The organism is Haloactinopolyspora sp. (assembly GCF_027324685.1).
Taxonomy (GTDB): Bacteria; Actinomycetota; Actinomycetes; order Jiangellales; family Jiangellaceae; genus Haloactinopolyspora.
Genome location: NZ_DAHVSH010000114.1, coordinates 1 through 14,759 on the forward strand (window position 1 = coordinate 1; position 14,759 = coordinate 14,759).

The 14,759-nt window shown below is 69.1% G+C and carries 15 protein-coding genes and 2 pseudogenes; 11 read left to right on the forward strand and 6 right to left on the reverse strand.

All coding sequences use genetic code 11. The features are described 5' to 3' along the window. Positions 1-241 (forward strand): annotated as a pseudogene (locus M6444_RS13060) (pentachlorophenol monooxygenase); the annotation flags it as partial. Positions 242-271: 30 nt separating this feature from the next. On the opposite strand, the gene M6444_RS13065 reads toward M6444_RS13060, so the two are convergent. Both M6444_RS13065 and M6444_RS13070 read right to left on the reverse strand, forming a co-directional pair. Further along, complete coding sequence (locus M6444_RS13065; RefSeq protein WP_298327965.1) at positions 272-1,603, reverse strand: 6-phospho-beta-glucosidase; 1,332 nt, start codon at positions 1,601-1,603, stop codon at positions 272-274. Continuing rightward, positions 1,600-2,352, reverse strand: a complete 753-nt coding sequence (locus M6444_RS13070) for a DeoR/GlpR family DNA-binding transcription regulator (RefSeq protein WP_298327969.1) — start codon at positions 2,350-2,352, stop codon at positions 1,600-1,602. The genes M6444_RS13065 and M6444_RS13070 overlap by 4 nt, the downstream gene beginning before the upstream one ends. Positions 2,353-2,536: 184 nt before the next feature. On the opposite strand from M6444_RS13070, the gene M6444_RS13075 reads away from it, so the two are divergent. The 5 genes and pseudogenes from M6444_RS13075 to M6444_RS13095 form a co-directional block, all read left to right on the forward strand. Next, the gene (locus tag M6444_RS13075) at positions 2,537-3,637 is read left to right on the forward strand and encodes a PfkB family carbohydrate kinase (RefSeq protein WP_298327972.1); all 1,101 of its coding nucleotides are present in this window, start codon (positions 2,537-2,539) and stop codon (positions 3,635-3,637) included. A 62-nt stretch (positions 3,638-3,699) separates the two neighbouring features. Further along, positions 3,700-5,064, forward strand: a complete 1,365-nt coding sequence (locus M6444_RS13080; protein ID WP_298327975.1) for an extracellular solute-binding protein — start codon at positions 3,700-3,702, stop codon at positions 5,062-5,064. Positions 5,065-5,077: 13 nt separating this feature from the next. Continuing rightward, positions 5,078-6,016: a sugar ABC transporter permease gene (locus tag M6444_RS13085; protein WP_298327978.1), complete on the forward strand. Its 939-nt coding sequence runs from the start codon at positions 5,078-5,080 to the stop codon at positions 6,014-6,016. Then, positions 6,013-6,825, forward strand: a complete 813-nt coding sequence (locus tag M6444_RS13090; RefSeq protein WP_298327981.1) for a carbohydrate ABC transporter permease — start codon at positions 6,013-6,015, stop codon at positions 6,823-6,825. The genes M6444_RS13085 and M6444_RS13090 overlap by 4 nt, the downstream gene beginning before the upstream one ends. A 330-nt stretch (positions 6,826-7,155) precedes the next feature. Then, positions 7,156-7,426, forward strand: a pseudogene (locus M6444_RS13095) (pyridoxamine 5'-phosphate oxidase family protein); the annotation flags it as partial. Positions 7,427-7,458: 32 nt separating this feature from the next. On the opposite strand, the gene M6444_RS13100 reads toward M6444_RS13095, so the two are convergent. Further along, on the reverse strand, positions 7,459-8,418 hold the full coding sequence (locus tag M6444_RS13100) for a thiamine-phosphate kinase (protein ID WP_298327987.1): 960 nt from the start codon (positions 8,416-8,418) through the stop codon (positions 7,459-7,461). An 81-nt stretch (positions 8,419-8,499) separates the two neighbouring features. Between M6444_RS13100 and M6444_RS13105 the strand changes: the two genes are divergently transcribed. The 3 genes from M6444_RS13105 to M6444_RS13115 are packed head-to-tail and all read left to right on the forward strand — an operon-like array spanning position 8,500 to position 10,062. After that, on the forward strand, positions 8,500-8,733 hold the full coding sequence (locus M6444_RS13105) for an Lrp/AsnC ligand binding domain-containing protein (RefSeq protein ID WP_363326357.1): 234 nt from the start codon (positions 8,500-8,502) through the stop codon (positions 8,731-8,733). Between the two features lie 20 nt (positions 8,734-8,753). Then, positions 8,754-9,161 carry a DUF3515 domain-containing protein gene (locus M6444_RS13110; RefSeq protein ID WP_363326356.1) on the forward strand — a complete coding sequence of 136 codons (408 nt, stop codon included), beginning with the start codon at positions 8,754-8,756 and terminating at the stop codon, positions 9,159-9,161. 10 nt (positions 9,162-9,171) lie between these two features. Further along, positions 9,172-10,062 (forward strand): GNAT family N-acetyltransferase, encoded by an 891-nt coding sequence (locus M6444_RS13115; RefSeq protein ID WP_298327997.1) that lies wholly within the window; start codon positions 9,172-9,174, stop codon positions 10,060-10,062. Between the two features lie 46 nt (positions 10,063-10,108). Here the strand turns inward: M6444_RS13115 and M6444_RS13120 are convergent, their stop codons facing one another. Genes M6444_RS13120 through M6444_RS13130 form a run of 3 tightly spaced genes read right to left on the reverse strand, consistent with a single transcriptional unit; the run spans position 10,109 to position 13,078 of the window. Beyond that, on the reverse strand, positions 10,109-11,224 hold the full coding sequence (locus tag M6444_RS13120; RefSeq protein ID WP_298328000.1) for a D-alanine--D-alanine ligase family protein: 1,116 nt from the start codon (positions 11,222-11,224) through the stop codon (positions 10,109-10,111). A 19-nt stretch (positions 11,225-11,243) separates the two neighbouring features. Then, positions 11,244-12,248, reverse strand: a complete 1,005-nt coding sequence (locus tag M6444_RS13125; protein WP_298328004.1) for an NAD(P)H-dependent glycerol-3-phosphate dehydrogenase — start codon at positions 12,246-12,248, stop codon at positions 11,244-11,246. Next, positions 12,248-13,078: a lysophospholipid acyltransferase family protein gene (locus tag M6444_RS13130; RefSeq protein ID WP_298328007.1), complete on the reverse strand. Its 831-nt coding sequence runs from the start codon at positions 13,076-13,078 to the stop codon at positions 12,248-12,250. Before M6444_RS13130 ends, M6444_RS13125 begins: the two co-directional genes overlap by 1 nt. Before the next feature lie 207 nt (positions 13,079-13,285). Here M6444_RS13130 and cofC point away from each other — a divergent pair, with 207 nt between their 5' ends. Both cofC and M6444_RS13140 read left to right on the forward strand, forming a co-directional pair. Next, positions 13,286-13,918 (forward strand): 2-phospho-L-lactate guanylyltransferase, encoded by a 633-nt coding sequence (gene cofC / locus M6444_RS13135; RefSeq protein WP_363326358.1) that lies wholly within the window; start codon positions 13,286-13,288, stop codon positions 13,916-13,918. 316 nt (positions 13,919-14,234) lie between these two features. Continuing rightward, positions 14,235-14,759, forward strand: a 525-nt coding sequence (locus M6444_RS13140) for a hypothetical protein (protein ID WP_298328013.1), incomplete at its 3' end; no start/stop codon positions are given.

Here is a 14,759-nt window from a genome sequence, read left to right on the forward strand (position 1 = left end):
CCTCGGCTCGGCGCTGCACTCGATCCTGTCCGGCGCCTCGGCCACGCTGCTGGACGACTACACCGCGACGCGCCGGCCGGTCGCCAAGCAGGTCGTGGCGCTCGCCGATCGCCTGACCCGCCTCGCGACGGCGGACCGGGCGCTTCGCCCGCTGCGCAACATCGTGCTGGGCGTACTCGGGCGGCTTCCGGCCTTCCGCACGCGGCTCGCGCGGCGCCTGTCCGGCCTCGTCTATCGCTGATGAATACGCTCGCTCGCCGGCGGCACCCCGTCAGTCGTCGGCGAGCACCGCACGCAGCTCTGGCAGGTCGCTGAGTTCACGATTCAGGATCCGCTGTGCGCTGTACACGGAATCGACGAGCGGGTGGATGGCCAGCGCCTTCACCGCCGCGCTCCGCGAGCCTGTCAGCGCCGCCTCGATGGTGGCGCGCTCGGCCGCCTTGACGCTGCTGACCAGCGACATCTCTGCGGCGCCGAGAGCGCCGGCGGCGATGGGATGCGCGCCGTTGCTGCCCACCAGGCAAGGCACCTCGACGACGGCGTCGGCGTCGAGGCCAGCCAGGGCGGAGCGATTGCGCACGTTGAGCACCAGCGTCGCCCGCTCGTCCGCGGCGATCGCCCGCATCAGCGCGAGAGCAACCTGGTCGTAGCCACCGCCGTCGAGGTCATGGACGTCACGCTCACCTGCTCCGGCGGCGTTGCGTGTCTCGGCCATGTAGGTCGCCTCGCGTTCACGGCGGATGTCGTCCCATCGCGTCGCCGCGCCAGGCTCGTCGACGGCGCGATAGAACTCCGACTGCTGTGCCAGCAGGAACTCTCCCCTGGTGTGCGCGGCGCCGCTGATCGAGGCGACCGCTTCGCGCGTGAAGTAGTAGTAATAGAGGTACTCGTTCGGGATCGCACCCAGCGTCCGCAGCCACGCCGCGCCGAACAGCTTGCCCTCCTCGAACGAGCCCAGCGCGTCGTCGTCGGCGAGCAGGCCCGGCAGGACGTCGCGGCCGTCGACCAGCACACGGCGTAGCCAGCCGAGGTGGTTCAGCCCGGCGTAGTCGAACCACGCCCGCTCGATGTCGACACCGAGCGCGCGCGCCACTCGCCGGAACAGGCCCACCGGTGAGTCGCAGATGCCGATGACCCGCTCCCCCAGCACGGTGCTCATCGCTTCGGTGACCATGCCGGCCGGGTTGGTGAAATTGATGACCCAGGCGTCAGGGGCCTCCTGGCGGATCGTCTCGGCGATGCGCATCGCGACCGGAACGGTGCGCAGGCCGTACAGCACGCCACCGGCGCCGGTGGTCTCCTGGCCCAGCACACCTTCGGCCAGGGCCGAGCGTTCGTCGCACGTTCGCCCGCGCAGCCCGGCCACCCGGATGGCCGAGAACACGAAGTCCGCGCCCCGCACCGCCGCAGCCAGGTCGTGCTCCACGACCAGGCGCGGGCCACGCCCGCCGGATCGCTCGTCGAGCACCGCCTTGACCGAGCGGACCCGCTGCGGGTCGGTGTCGTGCAACACGATCGTCTCGACGCCGGATCCGTCCTCCGCCAACGCCGCATGAACCAACGGCACGCGGAATCCACCACCGCCGAGGATCGTCAACTTCATACCAAGACCACTTCCACACCGTTGTCGCGGAACGACTCGAGAGCATCGGCATCTTTGCCGACGTCGCTGACGACCGCATCGAGAGCTTCTGGTCCGCACACCGTGGCGAAACCGCTGCCCGGGAACTTGTCGGCATCGGCCAGCAGCACGACCCGGTCGGAGGATTCGATCATCGCCCGGCGAACCGGCACTTCCACCACCGTCGTGTCCATCACCGTGCCGTCGGCACGCACGCCGCTGGTGCCGATGAACAACGTGTCGGCGCGCACCTGGCGCACGGCGTCCTCGGTGAGAAAGCCGACCAGCGACCGGTAGTTGCGCCGCACCACCCCGCCGAGCAGGATCAGCTCGATGTCGGGGTCGGGAACGAGCTCCTCGTAGACGGCCATGTTGGCCGTCATCACGGTGATCTGCCGCCCTCGCAGGTGGACGGCGAGCCGGTGCACGGTGGTCCCGATGTCGAGCAGCAGCACGTCGCCGTCGGAGACCATCTCAGCAGCGCGCCGGGCGATGGCGTCCTTGGCGGCATAGGCTTCGGTCGCCACGGCGGCGAACGACGGCTCCAGCGACGTGCTGGCCGCGGCGCCGCCGCGGACCCGCACCAGCAACCCCTGGCTCTCGAGCCACGCGAGGTCGCGCCGTACGGTCGCCTGACTCACACCGAGGCGCGCGCCGAGCGTGGTGACCGCGACCGGACCCTCGGCACGCAGAGTCTGCATGATGAGTTCGTAACGGCGCTGCGCAAGCACGGCTGAACCATATCAGTCATCTTCGCTCAATCGAACACCCAAAATGCGGGCTCCTGAACGAATCTGATCGATCAGCGTCCCAAGATCCAGGACAAAAGCACCTTGCTTACCCAGAAACGCTCAGTTCTTGTCAACTACGAGCAAGGGAACTAGGGTTCGACCACAACCTATGGGGAGGTCAGCAGTGTCCAACGTCGCGCGCGACCCACATCGTGCCGCGCCGCCGCGCCACGATCCGCTCGCGGAGATCCGTTCCGACGACGGCCCTGACCTCGACGTGTTTCTCACGGGGACGGTCTTCTTCGACATCATCTTCATCGGCCTGGATGGCGCGCCCCGGCGAGGCACCGAGGTGTGGGCGCAAGGCATGGGGTCCAGCCCCGGCGGAGTGGCCAATCTCGCGGTCGCCGCTGCCCGGCTGGGGCTGCACACCGGCCTGGCCGCCGCGTTCGGGGAAGACCTCTACGGCGACTATTGCCGCCAGACGCTGGGCATCCAAGAAGGCGTCGATCTCACGCACTCTCGTTACGTCACCGGGTGGCACTCCCCGGTCACCGTCTCGATGGTCTACGAGCGTGACCGCGCCATGGTGACGCACGGACATCAGCCCGAGGCGCTGTCGAGGTTGGTCACCGAACCGCCTCGGGCGCGTTCCTGCTCCGTCGACCTCGCCGCGGACCGCCAGGATTGGGTGGACTCGATCGCCCGCAGTGGCGGCCTCGTCTTCGCCGACCTCGGCTGGGACCCGGACGACCGGTGGGACATCGAACGGCTGCGCGAGAGCCTCGCCGGGTGCCACGCCTTCTCCCCCAACGCGGTGGAAGCGATGAGCTACACCCGCACGGACACCCCCGAGGCCGCCGCCGAAGCCCTGGCCGAACTGGTGCCATTGCCGGTGGTGACCAATGGCCGCGACGGCGCGGTGGCCTTCGACCGTGACGCCGGCCGCCTCGTTCACGTCCCCGGCCTGCCGGTCGAAGCCATCGACCCGACGGGAGCCGGCGACGTCTTCGTTGCTGGCCTCATGGTCGGCACGCTGGCGAACTGGCCGGTGGAGCACAGCCTGCGCCTGGCCAACCTCGGCGCCGCCTTGTCGGTCCGGCATTTCGGCGGAGCGCTCGCCTCGCCCGGGTGGGGCGACATCGCGTTGTGGTACCGCGACATCGGATCGAAGGATCCCGCGCTGGCCGCCGACTACGAGTTTCTCGAGGCCGTCCTGCCCGACGACGCGGTTCCGGAGGTGTCGCGTGCCATCGCGACACTCGGCTTCCGGGCCGGGCGATAGCTGTGGCGGTAGCGGAGCGTATGTTCCGAACACTCGGCGAGGCAGATACGAAAGGCAGAGTCATGAAGCACTATCTCTCGGGTCGTCGTCGGTGGAGCGCGGCTGCGGCTGCCGCCATCCTGTTCTTGGCTGCCTGCGCGCCAGGCGGTGGCTCCGACGATGACGACGGCAGTGACGGCGAGCAGCAGGCCAGCGACGTGCAGACCGACCCGGCCGAGATGGGCGAGATCACCCTGACCGTCTGGGACCAGGAGGTCCGCGGTGGGCAGGCCGCACAGATCGAGCAGCTCAACGCCGCGTTCGAAAAGGAATACCCCAACATCACCATCGACCGCGTGTCGCGCTCCACCGACGACCTGCGCACCACGCTGCGCTTGGCGCTGTCCGGCGACGATGCACCTGACGTCGTCCAAGCCAACAACGGCCGCCCGGAGATGGGCCAGTACGTGGCCTCGGACCTGCTGGTCCCGCTCGACCCGTACGCCGAGGCCTATGGCTGGACCGACCGCTTCCCGGCTTCGATCCGCGCCCTGGCGTCGTACAGCGACGACGGGTCGGTCTACGGCGAGGGGCAGCTGTACGGCCTGCCGCAGATGGGCGAGATCGTCGGGCTGTTCTACAGCAAGAGCAAGCTCGACGAGCTCGGCATGCAGCCGCCGGAGACCACCGAGGAACTCGAGGCGATCCTCGCTGCTGCCCGCGATGCGGGTGAGACGCCCATCCAGTTCGGCAACTCCGAGCCGTGGGCGGGCATTCACGAGTTCGGGTTCGTCCAGAACCAGTTCGTCGACGCCGAGACGATCCGTGACCTCGGCTTCGGCCGTCCGGGCTCCTCGTGGACCTCCGACGACAACGTCACCGCCGCCGAGACGATCGTGTCCTGGGTCGAGGCCGGCTACTTCACCGAGGGATTCAACGGCATCGACTACGACACTGCGTGGCAGAACTTCGCCCAGGGTGACGGGGTGTTCTTCCCCGGTGGTACGTGGCTCGTGGCCGATCTCACCGAGACCATGGGCGACGACGTCGGCTTCGTCCTCACCCCTGCTGGCGCGAGCGGCGAGAACCTCGTCACCGGCGGCATCAGCATCCCGTGGGCGATTCCGGCGAACGGCCAGAACCACGACGCCGCCGCGGCCTACATCAACTTCATCACCAGTGCCGATGCCATGGCCACGGTCGCCGAGACCGGCAACCTCCCCGTCGTCGACTCTGCCGACCAGCCGGCCGAAGGCCTGCAGGCCGAGGTGTTCGAGGCGTGGGCTGAAGCCGGCGAGCGCGATCTGCTGGTGCCATACCTCGACTACGCGACCGAGACGTTCTACGACACGATCACCGCGGCGATCCAGGATCTGCTCAGCGGGCAGGCCGACCCACAGCAGTTCCTCGAGACGCTCGAGGCCGAGTACACCGCGGCCACTGGTTGATCACGAGCCAGTGATGGCAGTCCCACGTACGACCCCCCGTCCGCCCGCGGAGCAGGCGTCTGCCCGCCCGGGCGGTCGGGGGCGACCAGGCGAGCCGCGGCGAGTCGCCTACCTGTACATCCTGCCGGCGGTCACGGTCTTCGCCCTGTTCGTGTTGTATCCGCTCATTCGCAGCGGGGTTTTCTCGCTGTACGACTGGGACGGACTCGGCACCGCCGAGTGGGCCGGACTGGCGAATTACCAGGCGGTGTTCACCGAGCCCGCGCTGCGCGGCGCCTTCGTGCACGCTCTGGTGCTGATCGTGTTCTATGCGATCATCCCGGTCACTCTGGGCCTGATGCTCGCGGCCACGATGAGCCGGGCCCGGATGGCCGGTCTCGGGTTCTTCCGGGTGGTGCTGTTCCTGCCGCAGGTGATCCCGATGGTGGTCGTGGCGGTGGCGTGGCGCCAGATCTACGAGCCGCAGGGGCCGCTGAACAGCGCGTTGCGCGCGGTCGGACTCGACGCGTTGGCGCGCCCGTGGCTCGGCGACTACACCGCCGCGCTGCCGTCGGTGGGCCTGGTCGGTACGTGGATCGGCACCGGCTTGTGCTTGATCCTGTTCCTGGCCGGCATGGCGAAGATCCCGCGTGAGCTGTACGAGGCCGCTCGCCTCGACGGCGCCGGGAGGTTGCGCGAGTTCACCGCGATCACGCTGCCGTCGGTGCGCGGCGAGCTGTCCGTCGCGCTCACCCTGACCGTCATCGCCGCGCTGAAGACGTTCGACCTCGTGTACGTCATGACCAGCGGCGGTCCCGGCCGGCAGACCACCGTGCCGTCGTACGAGGTGTACAACAACGCCTTCCTGATCGGCCGTGTCGGCACGGCCACCGCGCTCGCCATCGTCTTGACCGTTGTCGTGTTCCTGGTCACCGTCGTGATCAACCGAGTCGGCGAGAAGGCACAACGATGATCTCGCGCACCGAACGTAGCGCCAACTACGCCGTGCTGGCCCTGTTCGCGGTCATCGCGTTGTTCCCCGTCCTGCTGATCCTCGCCACCGCGCTGTCGCCGGACGCCATCGGCGCCGGCGGCTCGCTGCGGTCGCTGGAGTTCGCCAACTTCGCCGACGCGTGGAATCAGGGCCGGTTCGGCTCCTACATGCGCACGAGCGTGATCGTGGCCGTGCTGGTGGTGGCGCTGTCGACCGTGTTCTCCATCCTGGCCGGCTACGCCTTCGGCACCATGCAGTTCCGCGGCTCCGAGGTGATCTTCTACCTGCTGCTCCTGGGCATCATGGTGCCGGCCGAAGCGCTGGTCGTCGCGCTCTACTTCGACCTGCGCACCCTCGGGCTGACCAACACGCTCGTGGCCATCGTCATGCCTCAGGTCGCCCAGTCGGTGGCGTTCGGCACCTTCTGGATGCGGGCGTACTTCCGGTCCAGCTCACGCGAGGTCGTCGAGGCCGCGCGCATCGACGGTGCGGGGCATTGGCGCACCCTGTGGCGGGTGCTGGTGCCGATGGGCCGCCCGGCCATCACCACGATGATCGTGTTGGTGTTCATGTGGACCTGGAACGAGTTCTTGATCCCCCTGGTCATGGCCACTGACGAGAGTCTGCGCACCGCACCGCTGGGGCTCGCGTTCTTCCAGGGCCAGTACACCTCGGGCACGTCGCTGCTCGCCGCCGGTGCGGTGCTCGTGGCGCTTCCGGTGGTGCTGGTCTACCTGTTCCTGCAGCGCCACTTCATCCGCGGCATGGTCGAAGGCGCCGTCAAATGAGTTCGCCGGCCGGTTTCGCGTCGGATTTTTGAGCATGGGCCGCTCACACCAGCATGACCGACCCCGATCTCCCCAGCGAAACCCACGAATACGGCAGAAGTGCCCCAAGTGATCATGTTCGAGGCGAGCATGGCACGGTGAAAGCGACCACGTGGCACGCTCAAAGTGAGTTGACGCGCCCGAAATGTCGCGTTTGTGGAACAGTTCAGCGTGCCAGGCAGGATGGGCGCCGTCGCCGGGTCGCGGCTTGACCTCGATCACAGTCGAGGTTTCATGATGTCGCCACACCTGCCGAGGCGAGAGGAGAGCCGATGACGTGAGCCGTCGCGACGCACCGACCCCGCGGTGGCGATCACGGTGGACGAGTGCGATCTCGCCACCGGTACCGTTCACCAGGTCATCGCTCACGGCCGGGCCGACATCGAGCCGTTCGACGTTGCGCGGTCGCCGCAAGCTCGAACGCTACCTCGGCCCCGACGAGACGGCCTGGGACGAGCGGTTCCGCCGTTACCTCCATGACGATCCGCGATCGCGGGGAACGGCCTGGCTGCGGATACGTCCGGACTCGATGACCGCGAAGGACCTCAGTAACGCGGTGTGAACGCCGACGACCGCAGCGAATCAGCTCGCAGATCAGTGGGGCCGGAAGTGGTCGTGCCCGGACCCGCCGCCGTACGCCTCACCACCCACATGCACCCGTCCCGGCGCACTGGCCTGCGTGACCGTCCCGATCACTCGCCATCGCTGCGGCAGCTCGGTGCCGGCCGGGAACGTCGCCACCAGGGCATGGTCCTCGCCGCCGGTCAGCACCCACTCCACCGGATCCGCACCGAGTGCGCTGGCCACCTGCTGCAACGGCTCGTCCACGACAACAGCGTCAGGGTCGAGGTCGATCAACATGCCGCTGGCCGAGGCGATGTGCCCGACGTCGGCGACCAGCCCGTCGCTCACATCGCACATGGCCGTGGCACCCAGCATCGCGGCCTCCGGCCCGGCGTCGTAGGGCACCTGCGGACGCCGATGCGCCTCGACGACAGCGCGTGGAGTGCGAAAGCCTCGGCTGAGCACCCTGAACCCGGCCTCCGACCAGCCGAGCCGACCACACACCGCCACCAGATCGCCGACCCGCGCACCGGCCCGCGTCACCGGCGCCCGGCCCTGCAGATCACCCAGCGCCGTCACCGCCACCACGATCACGTCGCTGGCCACCATGTCGCCTCCGGCGACCGACACGTCCAACGGCTCACACTCACCGCGCAGGCCGTCGGCGAGCCCGAGCGCCCACGCCGTCGGGAGGTCCGCCGGAGCCCCCAGCCCGACGGTGAGCGCCGTGGGTCGCGCCCCCATGGCGACGACGTCGGCCAGGTTCTGTGCCGCTGCCTTGTGCCCGACGTCGACCGCCTCTGACCAGGCACGACGGAAATGGCGGTCCTCGATGAGCAGGTCAGTCGTCACCACCACCCGCCCGTCTGGCGCCGCCAGCACCGCGGCATCGTCACCAGGGCCGAGCAGGACCCCGGGGCCTTGCGGCAGGCGAGCGGTGACGGCCTCGATCAGGCCGAATTCACCGAGGTCGGCGATGTTGTCCGCCATCCTGCTCCCTCAATTTCATCATCGAACCGGTAAGTTGGCCCCTCGCACATCTCTACGCACGACGTGGGAGGGCAAGCCGTGGTGGTACAGGCATACATCCTGATCCAAACCGAGGTCGGCAAAGCTGCCGAGGTCGCACGCCAGATCGCAGACATCGATGGTGTCACGCTCGCCGAGGACGTCACCGGGCCCTATGACGTCATCGTCCGCGCCGAAGCAACCAACGTCGACGACCTGGGCAAACTGGTCGTGGCCAAAGTTCAGGGAGTCGAAGGCATCACCCGTACACTGACGTGTCCCGTCGTTCACATCTGATCGTCGCTCTCCTCGGCACCGTGGCGCTCAGTTCGTGCGGTTTCGGCGCGGTCGACGTCGAACCGCATGAAGTCCAGCCGGGCAGCGCCGACACGTGCTCCGACCTGCTCGCCGAGCTTCCCGACACCCTCGACAACGCCGTCCGTCGTGACGTCGACCCACCCGTTGCCACTATCGCCGCCTGGGGCAATCCACCCATCGTGCTGCGCTGTGGCGTCGCCATGCCTGCTGCCTATCGCCCGGACGCCCAGCTGCACGACATCGACGGGGTCGGCTGGTTCGTCGAGCCGGGCGACGGTGGACAGTTCTTCACCGCCGCCGACCGCGCGGTCCTCGTCGAAGTCGCCATTCCTGACGACTACGCGCCGGAGGCCGACGTGCTGATGGACCTCGCCCCGGCGATCCTGGCGACCGTGCCCGCCCGGTAGGGTCACCGGAATGCGATCGTTCGAGCTGGCCTCCGGCGACCTACGCGACCAGCTCGTGGCAGCCACGATCGCCGGCCACAAGACCGCCACCACGGCGTTGAAGGCCTCCTACGATCTCGACGGTGAGGCGCTGCCGACTCCTGGCCTGTACCGCCTGCTCGACCGTCAGGACGAATCGATCGGTGTCGTCGACGTGACCGAGGTCGAGGTACGACGGATCGCCGACGTCGACGACGCCATCGCGCGAGCCGAGGGCGAAGGCTTCCGCGATGCCGCCGACTGGCGTCGCGGGCACGAGGACTTCTGGCGCCGTTCCGGCGAGCTCGACCGGATTCGCCGTCATCGCCCCGGATTCGACCTCGACGACGCCCTCGTCGTGATCGAGTGGTTCCGCTGGCGACCGGAGCTGCTGGCGACCGACCGGCTGCTGCTGCGCCCGTTCACCGTCGACGACGCCGGGCCGTTCGCAGCCATGAACGCCGATCCCGAGGTGATGCGGCACTTCACCACCGGACCCCTCGACCGCGACGCCTCCGACGCCGCCCTGGCCCGCATCGCCGAGCGCTTCGCCGCCGACGGTTTCGGCCTCAGCGCCGTGTGCCGCCTCGACGACGGCGCCTTCCTGGGCTGGACCGGGCTCAACCGGCACCGGTGGTATCCCGACGACGTCGAAATCGGCTGGCGGCTGGTCCGCGCGGCCTGGGGTCACGGTTACGCGACCGAGGCGGCGACGGCGTGGGTTCGGCGCGCGTTCGGCTTGCTCGAGCTGCCGCGGTTGATCTCGGTCACCGTCCCGGAGAACCTGCGCTCGATCGCGGTGATGGGCAGGCTCGGCTTCACCGAGTGGGAGAAGGCGAGGCACGACGACCTCGACGTCGTTGTGTACGCCCGCGACCGGTGATCGTTGGCGCTTCGTGGTTGCCAGGGCGACCACAAAGCGCCAACGATCACCGAAGGCCCGTAGGGCGGCGCAGCGCCGTCGCGACGAGCCGGTCGACCAGCGCCGGGTAGTCCAGCCCGGAGGCCGCCCACAGCATCGGGAACATCGACGTCGGCGTGAAGCCGGGCATCGTGTTGAGCTCGTTGACCACCAGGGAACCGTCGGCGCGCAGGAAGAAGTCGACGCGGGCCAGGCTCTCGCACGACAGCGCCTTGAACGCGGTCACGGCCATCGCGCGCACCCGCTCGGCCGTCTCGTCCGGCAGATCGGCCGGGATGTCGAGTCCGACGTCGTCGCCCGGCAGGTACTTGGCCTGGAAGTCGTACAGATCGTGGGAGTCGTCGAACCGGACCTCGCCGACGACGCTGGCCTCCGGCGGTCCGCCGTCGACGCCCTCGAGGACACCGCACTCGACTTCACGACCGTCGATGGCCTGCTCGACCAGCACCTTCGGATCGTGCTCACGGGCGGCGAGGACGGCGTCGTCGAGGTCGTCGAGATGACGCACCTTGCTCACGCCCATGCTCGAGCCGGCCCGCGCCGGCTTGACGACCACCGGCAGGCCCAGTTCGGCGGCCTCGGCGAGCACACGGTCGCGCTGCGGTTTCCAGTCCGAGGGCTCGACGAGCACGTGGCGAGCGACCGGCAGTCCGGCTCCGGCCAGCAGGATCTTCATGACGTGCTTGTCCATGCCGACGGCCGAGGCCAGCACGCCCGAGCCCACGTAGGGCACGCCGGCCAGTTCGAGCAGACCCTGGATGGTGCCGTCCTCACCGAACGGCCCGTGCAGCAGCGGGAAGACGACGTCGACCTCGCCGAGGGCGCGCGGCACCTCACCGGGCGAGTGCACGCTGAGCTCGCCACGACCCGGCATGACCACGGTGCCGCCCTCGTCGCCGACGCGCGGCAGCTTCCCGTCGGTGATCGCCAGCTGTTCAGCATCACCGGAGGTGAGCACCCAGCGCCCGCTCGTGGTGATGCCGATCGGCACCACGTCGTAGCGCTGCGGATCGAGCGCAGCCAGCACCCCGCCTGCGGTGACACAGGAGATCTCGTGCTCGGAGCTCCGGCCGCCGAAAATCAGCGCGATACGGATACGGCGCCCGGTTGCGGTGGTGTTCATCGGCGCGACCCTACTATGCCTAATGCCCGTGCCGTTCCGGTTTGGCGGTGCGAGACAACAACGATCGCAGCATCTGCACCGGAGTGAGTTCGCCGTGCACGACGCGAGTGACGTGGTCCACGATCGGCATCTCGACGCCGCGCCGCGCGGCGAGGTCGAGTACGGATTCGCACGACTTGACCCCTTCGGCGACCTGCCGGGAGCCCGCGGTGATCTCGTCCACGCTCAACCCGCGCCCCAGCTTCTCGCCGAAGGAACGATTGCGCGACAGTGGCGACGAGCACGTCGCGACCAGGTCGCCGAGCCCGGCCAGACCCGAGAACGTGTACGGATCCGCGCCGAGAGCCGCGCCGAGGCGGGCGGTCTCGGCCAGCCCGCGGGTGATGACGCTCGCCCGAGCGTTGTCGCCGAAGTTCAGCCCGGCGGCCATGCCCACCGCCAGCGCGATGACGTTCTTGACCGCGCCGCCGAGCTCCGCGCCCACGACGTCGGTGTTCGTATACGGGCGGAACGACGGGGAATGACACGCCTGCTGCACCCGCTTGGCCAGCGATTCGTCGGCTGCTGCGACGACGCTGGCGGCGGGCTGGCGTTGGGCGATCTCGCCGGCCAGGTTCGGACCGGTGACGACGGCGATGCGCCCTGGACCCACGCCCGTCACGTCGTCGATCACCTCGCTCATCCGCTTGGCCGTGCCGAGCTCGACCCCTTTCATCAGGCTCACCAGCACCGCTGACGACGGCAGCAGCGGCGCCCACTCGACGAGGTTCATCCGTAGCGACTGCGACGGTACGGCGAGCACCACCAGATCGGCACCAGCCGCGGCTTCGGCGGGGTCATGGGTGGCACGGATCGTGGCGGGCAGCGTGATGTCGGGCAGGTAGTCGACGTTGACCCGCTTGGTGTTGATGGCATCGCACAGTTCAGCGCGCCGCCCCCACATCACCACGTCCGCACCGGCATCGGCGAGCACCAGCGCGAAGGCCGTCCCCCACGAGCCGGCACCGAACACCGCAGCGCGCATCAGGACATCTCCTCGTCAGAGGTGGGCTCCGCCTGGTCCGCAGTGTTGGGGCGTTCGGGCTGATCCAGCTGGCGGGGAACGGTGGGATCGCCGATGGGCGGCAATCCGGCGGCACGGACGTCGAAGCGTCGCTGCGGCGCGGACTCGTGGCGAATGGCGGCCAGTTGCGCCGTGATGGCGTCGTCGATGCGGTCTTGGGCCCGACGTACGATCTCCGCGGTCAGCGCGACGCCGCGCAGATCGTCCAGCTGGACCGGAGGCCCGGCGCTGACGTGCATGACCTTCCGGGGAAACAGCCGCGGCCGCTTGCTGTAGGGCGCGAGCACTTCGTGCGCACCCCACTGAGCGACCGGGATGACGTCGCAGCCGGTCTCCAGAGCGATCCTGGCGGCGCCGGTCTTGCCGACCATCGGCCACATGCCGGGGTCGCGCGTGATGGTGCCCTCGGGGTAGATGGCCACGAGCTCACCGGCGTTGACGGCATCGACTGCGGCTCGATACGCCTGGGAGGCGTCGCGCGATTCCCGGAAGACCGGGATCTGCCGCGCAGCCGCCACGATCCGGCCGACCACGGGAATGCGGAACACGCCCTCCTTGGCCAGGTACCGCGTGGCGCGACCGTGGTCCCAGAGGAAGTGCGCGAACGTCAGCGGATCGAAGTGCGAGATGTGGTTGGCCGCGACGACCACGCCGGTGCCTGGCGGCGGGATGTGCTCGCCTCCGGTCCAGTTTCGCCGCGTGATGAGCATGAGGAACGGGCGGAGCACGAACGCGATGGCCCGGAAGGCGAGCCCCGCCCCAGCGTGTCGTCGACGCCTTCGATCCGCCACGAATCCTCCTTCAGATCCCGGCCCGCGGTGCAAGTGGTGCAAATGATTGCTGAATCATGTGGTGCGAATACCGTACGAGTTGCGGGCCGGGACAGTTTCACCCGCGTGCCGCGCCGGCGTCGAGTCGAGGCGTTGGACTGATTGGTCGCAGGGCGCCGGTGCGGGAGCGGGCACCATGCGTAAGACTGACACACGATGCCGACAACCCTGCCTTGGTCCCTCGTGATCCCGGTGAAGCGGCCGGAGTTCGCCAAGACGCGCCTGGCTGACACGGTCGGCGAGCTGCGTCCGCACATCGCACGCGCTTTCGCCGCCGACACCGCCGCGGCCGCGTTGGCGTGTGCGCTGGTCGAAGACGTGACCGTGGTGACCGACGACGACGAATCCGCCCAGCGGCTCCGGTCGCTCGGGGCGCTCGTCGTGGCCGACGCGCCCGACGCAGGTCTGAACGCGGCCTTGCGGCATGGCGCCGCCGAAGTACGCGCACGCCGGCCCGACGCACCCGTCGCCGCCCTGTCGGCCGACCTTCCGGCGCTGCGCCCGGCCGAACTCGAGCAGGCGCTTGGTGCCGCATCCGAGCATCCGGTGTCGTTCGTCGCCGATGTGGCCGGCGTGGGAACGACGCTCTACGCCTGTGCATCCGGTTCGCCGTTCGAGCCGCGCTTCGGCGGACGGTCGCGGGCGGCTCACCGCGAAGCCGGCGCGGTCGAACTCGACGTGGCGGCGATTCCCTCGGTACGCCGCGACGTCGACACCGCCGTCGACCTGTGGGACGCCACCCGCCTGGGCCTCGGGCCCCATACACAGGCCGCCGTGGCGCAGCTCGACAACGTCCGGTGAGGCGGCGGCGCGGTCGCACCTGGTGGCGCGGCGGCGGCGCTGGTTCGGTGTTGCGTTGGTGGCCGATGCAGCGGCGTGGCCGACGATCATGAGTCACCGGCGGCGTTCCGGGCGAAGATCATGAGTCACCCACGGCGCAACAACGCCGCTACCTACTCATGATCGCCAAACCGAGTCACGACTCCGACGACGAATCCGCCTAAACCGCCCGTCGCACCGCACACGACCGCTACCAACCGCCGATCATGAGGCGCTCGCGGCGCTCCCCCGCGAAGATCATGAGTCACCCACGGCGCGATAACGCCGCTACCTACTCATGATCGCCGAACCGAGTCACGACTTCGACGATGAATCCGCCGGAGCGGTCTTCTTGGCCGCGGACTTCGCCGGCGCCGCCTTCTTGGCCGCGGACTTCGCCGGAGCTGCCTTCTTGGCCGCGGACTTCACCGGCGCCGCGGACTTCGCCGGAGCTGCCTTCTTCGCCGGAGCCGCCTCCGCCGTGGGCGCAGCCTTCACCGGTGCCTTCTTCGCCGGCATGGTCCCCTTCTTCAGCGGAGCCTTGGCGGCCGAGCTCGTCTCCGTCGTCGCCGGTGCCTTCTTCGCCGCCGGAACCTTCTTCGCCGCAGGAGCCTTCGTCGCCGACGCGGGAACCTTCTTCGCGGGAACCTTCTTGGCGGGGGTCTTCTTCGCCGCGGCCGGCACCTTCTTCGCAGCAACCTTCTTCGCCGACGCCGACGACGTCGACCCCGATGCCTTCTCGTCAGCCGAAGGCGTTGCCGTCGAAGCTCCATCATCGCCGCGCTCACCCCGGACCGTGTCGGCGGCCCTGCGAGCAGCCGAC

What these genes read in the sequence shown, in the direction of transcription:
- M6444_RS13065 (WP_298327965.1), bottom strand. Translation starts at nt 1,603, where the DNA reads ATGAAGTTGACGATCCTCGGCGGTGGTGGATTCCGCGTGCCGTTGGTT.
- M6444_RS13080 (WP_298327975.1), top strand. Translation starts at nt 3,700, where the DNA reads ATGAAGCACTATCTCTCGGGTCGTCGTCGGTGGAGCGCGGCTGCGGCT.
- M6444_RS13085 (WP_298327978.1), top strand. Translation starts at nt 5,078, where the DNA reads ATGGCAGTCCCACGTACGACCCCCCGTCCGCCCGCGGAGCAGGCGTCT.
- M6444_RS13090 (WP_298327981.1), top strand. Translation starts at nt 6,013, where the DNA reads ATGATCTCGCGCACCGAACGTAGCGCCAACTACGCCGTGCTGGCCCTG.
- M6444_RS13100 (WP_298327987.1), bottom strand. Translation starts at nt 8,418, where the DNA reads ATGGCGGACAACATCGCCGACCTCGGTGAATTCGGCCTGATCGAGGCC.
- M6444_RS13115 (WP_298327997.1), top strand. Translation starts at nt 9,172, where the DNA reads ATGCGATCGTTCGAGCTGGCCTCCGGCGACCTACGCGACCAGCTCGTG.
- M6444_RS13120 (WP_298328000.1), bottom strand. Translation starts at nt 11,224, where the DNA reads ATGAACACCACCGCAACCGGGCGCCGTATCCGTATCGCGCTGATTTTC.
- M6444_RS13125 (WP_298328004.1), bottom strand. Translation starts at nt 12,248, where the DNA reads ATGCGCGCTGCGGTGTTCGGTGCCGGCTCGTGGGGGACGGCCTTCGCG.